Below are 10993 nucleotides of genomic sequence, written 5' to 3' on the forward strand. Positions count from 1 at the left end.
CGGCTGTCCCGCCACGACCGGTGGGCGCGAGGGGCCGGTCGCGCGACGTGCGGAGGGCACGGTGGTCGAAGGCGCGGGGAGCCCTGGAACCGTGAACCGAGCCGCCATACCCCTCCTTGACCGAGGCCAGTTTACAAACTCCGGCACGGGCCGCGAACTCCTCGTGACCGGGCGCGACCGCCGCCAGGAGAGCAGCTCGCGCGCCTCGTCCGGTCGGTAGCCGTACTGCCGGCGGGTCGCCGACGACTCGGTGGCCACTGTCGACCGGCGCTGGGTGAGCCGGCAGTGAGGGGACTGTGAGGCTCTTCTTGCACAGTTGAGGCCGTTCACCGCCGCGACCCCCAGAGGGCGCGGGGCCGGAGGTGCGCACCAGGGGGGATCCGGTCCCGGTGGCAGGTGCACGTCGAGGGACGACGCGCCTGCCCGGCCCGCGCCGCGGTGACGACCGGGCCCGCGGGCTCCTCCGCTCTCCCCGCAGAGGAGCCCGCGGTGTCGGAGCGGCCGACGGGCCCCACGACGGCGGACCCGGTCACGGCAGGCCGGCCACTTTCGCCCGCAACGCCTCCGCCGTGCCGTGGCCGAGCTCGTCCAGGATGTCCAACGCCGCCTGCCACACCTCGCGCGCGGCGTCGTGGTCGCCCGCCAGCACGTGCGTGTCGCCGAGCCGTTGCAGCGTCGCGGCCTCCTCGTACCGGTCACCGCTCTCCCGGTACCGCGGCAGCGCCTCCCGGTAGCAGCGGACCGCCTCGTCCAGGTCGTGCAGGCGGTGGTGGACGTAGCCGAGGCTGTCCCACGTCGCCGCCTCCGCCAGCACGTCGTTGACCTCGCGGAACAGCGCCAGCGCCCGACCGCAGTCGGCCAGCGCCCGGTGCAGGTCCTCGCCGAGCATCGCGCGGGCCCAGCCGACGGCGTTGAGCGCGCGGGCCGTGCCCGCCCGGTCGCCCAGCTCCTCGAACAGCGCCAACGCCCGTTCCGCGTGGTGCAGGGCCTCGTGCAGCATGTTCCAGCCCTCGTACAGCCCGGCCAGGTGCCGGTGGATGTGCGCCCGGCTCTGCCGGTCGCCCAGCTCGCACGCCAGGTCGAGCGCGGCGGTGAGGTAGGACGCCGACTCGGCGAACCGCCGCAGCGTGATCAGGATCCGGCCGAGGGCCCGGTTGGTCGAGGCGAGCGCGACCCGGTCGCCCAGCCGCCGTGCCGCGGCCAACGCGATCTCCAGGCACCGCGCCTGCTCGTGCCAGAACGCCCGCAGCCGGGCGAACGCCGTGGTCGTCCACGCCAACTGCCAGGCGTGGGTGTCGAAACCGTGCGCCGCGGCGTGCCCCACCGCGGCGAACAGCGACGCCTGCTCCAGGCCGAACCAGGCCAGCGCGTCGGCCCGCTCGGTCAGCTCCGTGACCACCGCGCCGCGGGCGGGCTCGGCGATCGGCACCTCCTCGCGCTGCGAGTACAGCAGCCGGTCGGCCGTGTTCGCGGTGTGCAGGTAGTGGTCGAGCAACCGCCGCAGGGCTTCGCGCGGCCCGCCCTGGTCCTCGTGCACCGCGACCAGGTCCCGCGCGAACGCGTGCACCAGGTCGTGCAGCGTGAAGCGGCCCGGCACCGGCTCCGCGATCAGGTGCAGCCTGCTCAGCTCGCCCAGGTTCTGGCGGGCGGCGCGCAGCGGCACGCCCGCCAGGCTGGCCGCCGCCGGGATCGACACCTCGGGCCCCGGGTGCACGCCCAGCAGCAGGAACATCCGGGCCGCGGCCGGGCTCAACCGCTCGTAGGACCAGGAGAACACCGTCTTGACGCTGGTCGTCGCCTCACCGGTGTCGAGCGCCTCCAGCCTGGTCCGCTCGTCGGCCAGCTCGCCGGCCAACGCCCGCAGCGCGAAGTCCGGGTGCGCCGCCGCACGTGCCGCGACCACCGACAACGCCAGCGGCAGCCCCGCGCAGTGCCCGATCAGCTCGCGCACCGCGGCCGGCTCCGCGCCGACCCGCTGCGCGCCGAGCTGCCGCACCAGCAGCGCGGTCGCCTCACCGTCGGTCAGCACGCCGAGCGGCAACGGCTGCGCGCCCTCGCGCACCACCAGCCCGTCGAGCTGGTTGCGGCTGGTCACCAGGGCCAGGCAGCGCGGGCCGCTCGGCAGCAGCGGTCGCACCTGCTCGCTGTCCGCCGCGTTGTCCAGCACCACCAGCACCCGGCGCTCGGCCAGCAGGCTGCGGTACAGGCCGACCTGCTCGTCCAACCCGGACGGCACCCGCTCCGGCGCCACGCCCAACGCGCCGAGGAACCCGCGCAACGCCTCGTCCGGGCTCACCGGCTCACCCGTCGGGTCGAAACCGCGCAGGTTCACGTAGAGCTGGCCGTCCGGGAAGCGGTGCGCGCTCTGGCTCGCCCAGTGCAGCGCCAACGCCGTCTTGCCCACGCCGGCCGCGCCGTTGATCGCCGCGATCACCACCCCGCCCGCGCCGCCGGCCGAGTCGAGCAGCGCCCACAGCGCGGCCAGCTCGCCGTCGCGCCCGACGAAGAACCGGGTGTGGATCGGGAGCTGCCGCGGCGTGCTCGGGGTGTCCCGGGCGTCCGGGCGCGCGGCGACCGGCGCGGCGGTGAGGATCCGCTGGTGCAGCTCCTGCAAGCGCGGGCCGGGGTCGACGCCGAGCTGCTCGGCCAGCAGCGCGCGCACCGACCGGTAGGCGGCCAGTGCCTCGGCCTGCCGGTCCGATCGGGAAAGCGCTTCCATCAGCTGGCCCCAGAACCGCTCGCGCAACGGGTGCTCACGGGTCAGCGACCGCAGCTCGGGCACCACCTCCGCGGGCCTGCCCGCCGCCAGGTCCACGTCGAGGCGCCGTTCCAGCGCGTCGAGGCGTTCCTCCAGCAGCGGCGCGACGTCCTCGGCGTGCAGGACGTCGGACGGCACGTCCGACAGCGGCGCGCCGCGCCACAGGCCCAGCGCCTCTGCCAGCCGGTCGCGGTCGACCAGCTCGCGGAACCGGTGCAGGTCGAGCGCGCCCGGCGGCACCTCCGCCGCATACCCGCCGGTGGCGGTGCGGACCACGTTCGCCGGGCCGAGCGACTGGCGCAGCCGGGTCACCACCATGTGCAACGTCGCCCTGGTGCGGCCCGGGTTCACCGACCGGCCGTCCCAGAGCCGGTCGACCAGGAGGTCCGTCGGCACCACGCTGCCCGCGCGCAGCAGCAGGCTGGCCAGCAGCACCCGCGCCTTGCCCGTCGGCAGCGCCACCTGCCTGCCGTCGTGCCAGACCTCGAGGGGCCCGAGCACCTTGAACTCAGTCTCCACGCCACCCCCTCCAGTGCGGGGCGCAGCATAAGGCAGCGCACCGACACTCCCCGGATACCCAGAGTCAACTTCCCACCACTGTCCCAGGGCGGGCCGGCGAATTACGGGCGGGCCGGAGGGGCGGGGCCGGAGCACCGGGAACGCGGAAGGCCCCGCCGGAGCGGGGCCTTCCCGTCGTTCGCGTCGCGAGGTCGCGTCGGTCGAGCCGCCGTCCGCGGAGCAGCGGCGACCCGACTCAGTCCGGGTCGATCCACGCCAGCTGGATGCGCTGCTGCCCCAGCTTGCGGGTGACCAGCGTGCCCCGGCCGGGAGGCTGCGGCGACGCCTTGAGGTTGCCCACGATCGCCCCTTCCTCCTTCGAGCCCGAACCCACCATGATCGGCGCCGAGATCTCCTTCAGCTTGCCCAGGATCGGGTCGTACATCGCCCGCGACGCGCCACCCATGCGCCGCACGGCGATGATGTGCAGACCCACGTCCTTCGCCTGCGGGATGAACTCCGCCAGCGGCTGCAGCGGGTTCTGCGAACCCTGCGGCGCGACGAGGTCGTAGTCGTCCACGACCACGAACAGCTCCGGGCCCTTCCACCAGGACCTGTTCTTCAACTGCTCCTGGGTGACGTCCGGGCCGGGCAGGCGGTTGGCCATCGAGCCGCGGACGTCCTTGATCATGTCCGTGAGCTGCGCCGAGGACACCGCGTAGGACAGCAGGTGGTCGGTCTCGATGTAGCCGAGCATGGTGCGCCGGTAGTCGACCAGCATGATCAGCGCCTCGGACGAGGTGTAGCTGGTCATGATGCCGCGCACGATGGTGCGCAGCAGGTTGGTCTTGCCCGCCTCGCCGTCGGCCAGCGCCATGAAGTGCGGGTCGGCGTCGAAGTCCAGGTACACCGGCGCCAGCTCGTCCTCGTTGACGCCGATCGGCACCAGGTGGCCCCGGTTCGGCCGCTGCTGCTGCACCTGGGCCATGAAGTCGTGGTAGGGCAGCAGGTCGGGCAGCAGGCGGACCTGCGGCGCGCGCTGGCCGCGCCACGCGGCGCTCACCTTGGCGATCATGTCCTGCACGCCCGCCGCCACGTTCTCCGCGTCCGACGAGGCGTCGACGCGCGGCAGCGCGGTCAGGAAGTGCAGCTTCTGCGGCGACAGACCGCGACCCGGACGGCCCGGCGGCACGTTGACCGCGACCTTCCGGTCCACCTCGGACTCGCTGACGTCACCGAGGCGCAGCTCGAACCGCGTGCCGAGCAGGTCCTTCATCGCGGGCCGGATCTCCGCCCACCGGTTCGCCGCCACGACCACGTGCACGCCGTAGGACAGACCCTGCGCGGCCAGCGCCTGGACCATCGGCTCCAGCGCCTCGAACTCCTGCCGGAAGTTCATCCAGCCGTCCACGATCAGGAACGCGTCGCCGAAGTCGTCGTCGCGGATCTCGCCGCGCCGCCTGCGGTTGCGGAACTCGACCATCGAGTCGATGCCCTGCGCGCGGAACCGCTGCTCGCGCTCGGTGATCAGGCCCGACAGCTCGGCCACCATCCGGCGCGCCTTGTCCACGTCCAACCGGCTGGCGAACCCACCGACGTGCGGCAGGTTCTCCAGCGACGCGAGCGTGCCGCCGCCGAGGTCGAGGCAGTAGAACTGCACTTCCTGCGGGGTGTGCGTCAACGCCATGGACGTGATCAGCGTCCGCAGCATCATCGACTTGCCCGACTGCGGACCGCCGACGATCGCGCCGTGGCCCGCGGCGCCGGAGAAGTCCGCCCACAGCAGGTCGCGCCGCTGCTCGAACGGCTTGTCGACCACGCCGAGCGGCACCTGGAGCTTGCCGTTGGAGAAGAAGCCGGGCGCGGTCAGGCCGCGGTCCTCGGTCGCCTGCAACGGCGGCAGCAGCGTGTCCAGCGACGGCGGCTCGTTCAACGGCGGCAGCCACACCTCGTGCGCCGGCGGGCCCTGGCCCACCAGCCGCTCGACGATGACCTCGAGCTCCGAGGGCTCGTTGGAGTCCTCTTCCTTCTTCGCCTGCTTGACCGGCTCGATCGGCTTGACCGGCTCCTTGGGGATCTCGATGTAGTCCGGCACGAAGTAGCGCGGCCGCTTGTCGCTGGTCACCGGCGCGGACGGGCCCGCGACCTGCAACCCGGCGGGCCGGTACGGACCGGACACGTACAGCGCCTTGAACCGGGTCAGCGGCGAGCCCTGCACGCCCAGGTAGCCCGAACCCGGGATGGGCGGCAGCTCGTAGGCGTCCGGCACGCCGATCGCGGCGCGCGACTCGGCGGCGGAGAACGTCTTCAGACCGATCCGGTAGGACAGGAACGTGTCCAGGCCGCGCAGCTTGCCCTCCTCCAGCCGCTGCGACGCCAGGAGCATGTGCATCTGCAGCGACCGGCCGACGCGGCCGATCTGGAGGAAGATGTCGATGAAGTCCGGCTTCGCCGTCAGCATCTCGGAGAACTCGTCGATGCAGATGAACAACGCCGGCAGCGGGTCGAGGTCGGCGCCGTTCTCCCGCGCCTTCTCGTAGTCCCACACGTTCTTGTAGTTGCCCTTGGCCAGCACTTCCTGGCGACGGGACACCTCGCCCGCGATCGCGTCCTTCATGCGGTCGACCAGCGTCAGGTCGCCCGCCAGGTTGGTGATCGTCGCGGCGACGTGCGGCGCCTTGTCCAGGCCGAGGAACGTCGCGCCACCCTTGAAGTCGACCAGGATCATGTTGAGCGAGGTCGACGAGTGCGTCGCCAGCATGCCCAGCACGAGCGTGCGCAGGAACTCGGACTTGCCGGAACCGGTGGCGCCGATGCACAGGCCGTGCGGGCCCATGCCCTCCATCGCCGCTTCCTTGATGTCCAGCTCGACCTGCTGACCGAACTCGCCGATGCCGAACGGCACCCGGTAGCGGTCGCGCACCGGCCGGGGCCGCCACGCCGCCTGCACGTCGAAGGTCATCGGGTCGCCGGGGATGCCCAGGAACTCCAGCAGCGGCGGGTTGTTGCTCATCGACAGCGGGTCCTCGTCGCTGCCGCCCGCGTCCACGCCGCCGATCCGGTACGGCGACAGCCGCCGGGCCAGCGCCTCGGCCTCGACCACGCTCAGCCAGTCCGGCGCGCCGAACCACTCCACACCGCTGGCGCTGCGCGCGCCGAGCTTGCCGTCCTCGATCACCAGCCGCAGGCCGCGGCGGGCGGTCAGGTTGCCCAGCGACTCGGACAGGTCGAACAGCGTGACGCCGACCAGGCCCTCTTCCAGGATGATCTGCTCTTCGCGGGTGACGTCGCCGTCGTCGATCAGGATCACGATGTGCGGCTGGTCGGCGGGCGGCGGCGCGTTGCGGGTGAACCGCTGCCGGTCGCGCAACTGCTCGTCCAGCATCTGCTCGACCTCGGCCAGCGAGCCCGCCATCATCCGCATCTGCCCGATGCCGTCGACGATCGCCGGGTGCTGCACGTGCGGCAGCCACTTCATCCACTCCCACTCGGCCTTGGTGCGGCCGGTGGTGACGACGGCGACCAGCAGGTCGTCCGGCGAGTGGAAGGTGACCATCTGGGCCAGCAGGGCGCGGGCCAGGCCGCGCTTCTCCTCGATCTCGCCGAGCAGGCCGACGGCGGCGAAGCCGCGCAGCGCGATCGAGATCGGCAGGTCGGGCACCAGCGAGTGGGCGCGCACGAACCGGCGCAGCGCCAGCGTCGCGATCGGCTCCAGCTCCTCGACGGGACCGGTCTGCGGCGGCACGAGCCGCGTGGCCAGCCGCTGCGAGCCGCGGCCCGCGCGCAGGTGGCAGAAGTCGGGGTCGTTCTGCCGGCGCTCCCACATGCGCCGGGTGGTGGCCAGCGACCACAGCATCTGCGGGTCCGGGTGGACCCACTCGCGCTCGGCGCGCTGCTCGTTGGCGGCCTCGCGGGCGCGGTCGCGCATCTGGCCGAGGTACCGCAGGTAGTCCTTGCGGTCCTCGTTCATCTCGGCCTTCTTCTGGCCCTTGCCGCCGCCCATGCCGCCGGCCATCATGCCGATGGTCGAGACCAGCATCATGCCGGGCATGATCATCGCAGCGGGGCTGCGCCCGCTGTAGCTGAACATCAGCACCATCATGCCGACGGACGAGATGATCATGACGACGGGCATCGCCTTCATCATGATGTTGCCGGGGATGACCCGCGGCACCTCGGGTGGCGGTTCGAGGTGGACCTCACCGCCGGGTGGGCGGGGAGCAGCGAGGCGTGCCGTGCGCTTGAACTGCAGCGTGCTCACCTAACAGGCACCTCTTCAGCGTCGATCCGTAAACGATCAGCCCGACTGCGCTCGAATCCCGATCGGGGCGTGTGGGCCCGCCACAGTCGCAACGACACTATGGCGCATCGGAACCCCGAACGACGGGGGGTCGGGCAAATCCGCGGCCAACGTGTTGTGACGTGTTGCGCGGAACGGCCCAGCCCGGAGGCCCGCTGCCCCCATACTGGGTCCGCTCCTCTCCAGGGGCGGGCCGAAGCGCGTCCGACCGGACCAATAGGGTCGGGACGGACCACAGCACACACTCATCAGGACTTAGGGGGCGCTGGTGGCGACCGGAACGACGGTGTTCAGCCGGGTGACGGTGGTTGCGCCGCGAACGCGTATCGACGTCGCGCTGCCCGCCGACGTCGCGGTGGCCGACCTGCTGCCGATGCTGCTGGACATGGCCAAGGAGGCCACTCCGGACGGTGGCGTGCGGCACGGCGGCTGGGCGTTGGCCAAGCTGGGCGAGGGCCCACTGGACCCCAGCCGCACGCTGGCCTCGCTCGGCGTGGTCGACGGCGAGCTGCTGCAGCTGCGCAAGCGCAACGAGAACCCGCCGCCCCCGCTGTACGACGACGTGGTCGACGCGATCGCGGAGTCCGATCCGGACAGCTTCCGGCCGTGGACCAAGGACACGGCACGCCGCTACGGCCACCTCGCGGGCGCGTTGGCGCTGATCACGGCCGCGATCGCGGTGCTGATGGCGGGCCCGCTCGCGGGCGGCGGCAACCTCGTGCCGGCGATCTGCGCGGGCGTGGTGGCCATCGCGTCGCTCATCGCGGGCGCGGTCGTGGCGCGGTCCTACAACGCCGTCGGCACGGGCGTGCTGGTCGCCGCGGCGGGCGGGCTGCCGATGGCCTTCGTCGCGGGCCTCTACATCGTGCCCGGCGAGATCGGCCGGCCCAGCCTGCTGCTGGGCAGCGTGCTGGTGCTGATCTTCGCCTCGGCCTCGATCATGCTGATCGGCCGCGGCATCACGGTGTTCATCGCCGCCGCCACGGCGGGCGCGCTGAGCGGCCTCGCGTTCCTCATCGGGATCTTCGTCGACCACCCGGTGCACGGCATCGCGGCGGCCACCGCGGCGGTCTCGCTCGCCGCCCTGTCCGTGCTGCCCCGGTTGACGATCCAGCTGGCCAAGCTGCCGCTGCCGACCGTGCCGGGCAGCGCGGAGGACCTCAAGGAGGACACCGGCTTCCCGGAGTACTCCGTGATCGAGCGGCGCACGGCCAACGCGCACGAGTACCTGACCGGCATGATCATCGGCTGCGGCGGCGTCGCCGCCCTGTTCGCCGTGATCGCGGCGGGCGACGGCTCCATCTGGGGCCCGCTGCTGGCGATCGTGGTGACGCTGGTGCTGCTGCTGCGCGGGCGTGCCTACGCCAACGGCGCGCAGGCGGTGGCGCTGCTGGCCAGCGGCATGGTCGCGGGCGCCGGCGTGCTGTTCGGGTGGCTGGTGCAGTCCTCGCCCGGCGACCGGCTGCTGTACGTGTTCGGCACCCTCGTGGTGGTCGGCGCGGGCGCGCTGGTGCTCGGCGTGATCTTCCCCAACCAGAAGTTCTCCCCGGTGCTGCGCCGGACGGTCGACGTGCTCGAGGCCATCCTGATCGCCGCGGTGCTGCCGCTGGCGCTGGCGGTGATGGACCTCTACGTGGCCATGCGCCAGCTCATCCCCGCGTGAGGCGATGATGCGCATCCACAAGATCGCCGCGCTCACCGCGGCGGCCGTGACCCTGCTGACCGCGCCCGGCGCGTACGCCCAGCCGGCGTCGACGACGTCGACCCCGAACGCCCGGCCGAACTCGCAGCCGCCGCCGGTGGACCGGTCGTTCCTGCGCCAGCCCGAGCCGCCGAAGGAAGACGTCGACTACAAGCCCAAGCAGGGCTGCATCACCTCCAGGACCGAGGACCGCCCCATCCCGAACAAGCCGTGGGGCCAGATGCAGCTGCGGCTGGAGGAGGCGCACCGGTTCGCCACCGGCAAGGGCATCAAGCTCGCCATCATCGACACCGGTGTCAACAAGGCCCACCCGCGGCTGGAAGGCCGGGTCCTGGAGGGCGGCGACTACGTGGAGACCGAGAAGCGCGGTGTCCACGACTGCGACGGCCACGGCACCGAGGTCGCGGGCGTCGCGGCGGCCAGCCGGGACGACGAGACCGGGTTCGTCGGCGCCGCGCCCGAGGTGACGGTGCTGGCGTTCCGGCAGACCAGCAACAGCTTCGAGTACGACGACCCGGCCAACCTGGACGACCGACCGTCCGCGGGCAAGGTCGGCACCCTGGCGAAGGCCATCGTCTCCGCCGTGGACCAGGGCGCGCGCGTGATCAACATCTCGCTGACCGCCTGCGCGCCGCCGGCCGAGCCGAGCAACCAGGAGCGCGAGCTCCAGGCCGCGATCGACTGGGCGGTGAACGACAAGGACGTCGTCATCGTGACCGCCGCGGGCAACATCGACGCGAAGAGCGGCTGCCAGGCCCAGAACGACGGCCAGGCCACGGAGAACGTCAACGTGGTCGCGTCGCCGCCCTGGTACGCCGACAACGTGCTGTCCGTGGCGTCGATGAACGCCGAGGGCGGTGTCTCGCCGTTCTCGGTGTGGGGCCCGTGGATCAGCGTGGCCGCGCCGGGCGAGAACATCGTGACGCTCGACCCGGCGGGCAAGGGCCTGACCAACGCCAACTTCGAGAACGGCCGGCCGGTGGCGATCCAGGGCACCAGCTTCGCCTCGCCGTACGTGGCCGGCGTGGTCGCGCTGGTGCGCGAGCGGTTCCCGAAGCTGAAGGCGAAGCAGGTGATGGAGCGCATCAAGGCGACCGCCCAGCACCCGGGCAACCCGAACGGCCGTGACCACAAGATCGGCTACGGGATGATCAACCCGGTGGCCGCGCTGACCGCCGAGCTGCCGTTCGAGCAGCCGGGCGCGAAGCCGGTGAACCCGGAGCAGCTGATGACCGACCTCGGTCCGCTGAACCCGCCGAGCAGCACGCCCATGATCGTGGCGCTGTCGGGCACGGGCGCGGGCGTCGGCCTGCTCCTGCTGACGATGTTCATCGTCCACACCGTGAACCGCAACCGCGCCAGGCGCCTGGTCACACCACCAAAACGCTCTGTCATCTAGGGCGCCATCTAGGCCGCACACGACAAGGGCCGCCCTCCGGGGCGGCCCTTTCGCTTCCCTCGTGGTGACGCCGCTCGCTTCCCTCGTGGTGACGCCACGTCGCGAGGTCGCGTCGGTCATCCGCTGCTCATCCCGCGGCAATCACGCTTTTCGATTGTCGCGGGATCAGCGGCGGATGACCGACTTCCAGGCGACCGAGCCGCCGTCTGCGGAGCAGCGGCCATCCAACACGGCGATTCGACTCAGTCCTCCATAAGCTCTTGATCGTCCGGGACACGATGTTCCGGACGCCCGGGTTGGTGGGGTGTGGCAATCAGTCCTCTGCCGTTGGATGGC

General features: G+C 72.2%; 4 protein-coding genes. 2 read left to right on the forward strand and 2 right to left on the reverse strand.

Annotated features, from left to right (window positions below; genetic code table 11):
• Positions 1–529: 529 nt before the first annotated feature.
• Positions 530–3277 (reverse strand): AfsR/SARP family transcriptional regulator, encoded by a 2748-nt coding sequence (locus tag AB0I91_RS41585; RefSeq protein ID WP_499641789.1) that lies wholly within the window; start codon positions 3275–3277, stop codon positions 530–532.
• A 235-nt stretch (positions 3278–3512) separates the two neighbouring features.
• Complete coding sequence (gene eccCa / locus AB0I91_RS41590) at positions 3513–7517, reverse strand: type VII secretion protein EccCa (protein ID WP_499641790.1); 4005 nt, start codon at positions 7515–7517, stop codon at positions 3513–3515.
• 307 nt (positions 7518–7824) lie between these two features.
• On the opposite strand from eccCa, the gene eccD reads away from it, so the two are divergent.
• Together eccD and mycP are read left to right on the forward strand one after the other, a co-directional pair.
• Positions 7825–9219, forward strand: coding sequence for a type VII secretion integral membrane protein EccD (gene eccD, locus AB0I91_RS41595; protein WP_498786045.1), 1395 nt, complete (start codon positions 7825–7827; stop codon positions 9217–9219).
• Between the two features lie 4 nt (positions 9220–9223).
• A complete protein-coding gene (gene mycP / locus AB0I91_RS41600) occupies positions 9224–10657 on the forward strand; it encodes a type VII secretion-associated serine protease mycosin (protein WP_499611602.1) in 1434 nt (477 codons plus the stop codon).
• Positions 10658–10993: the final 336 nt, after the last annotated feature.

The organism is Actinosynnema sp. NPDC049800, from assembly GCF_040656635.1.
Lineage (GTDB): Bacteria > Actinomycetota > Actinomycetes > Mycobacteriales > Pseudonocardiaceae > Actinosynnema.

Coding starts and splice junctions, on each gene's coding strand:
- mycP (WP_499611602.1), top strand. CDS start 9,224: ATGATGCGCATCCACAAGATCGCCGCGCTCACCGCGGCGGCCGTGACC.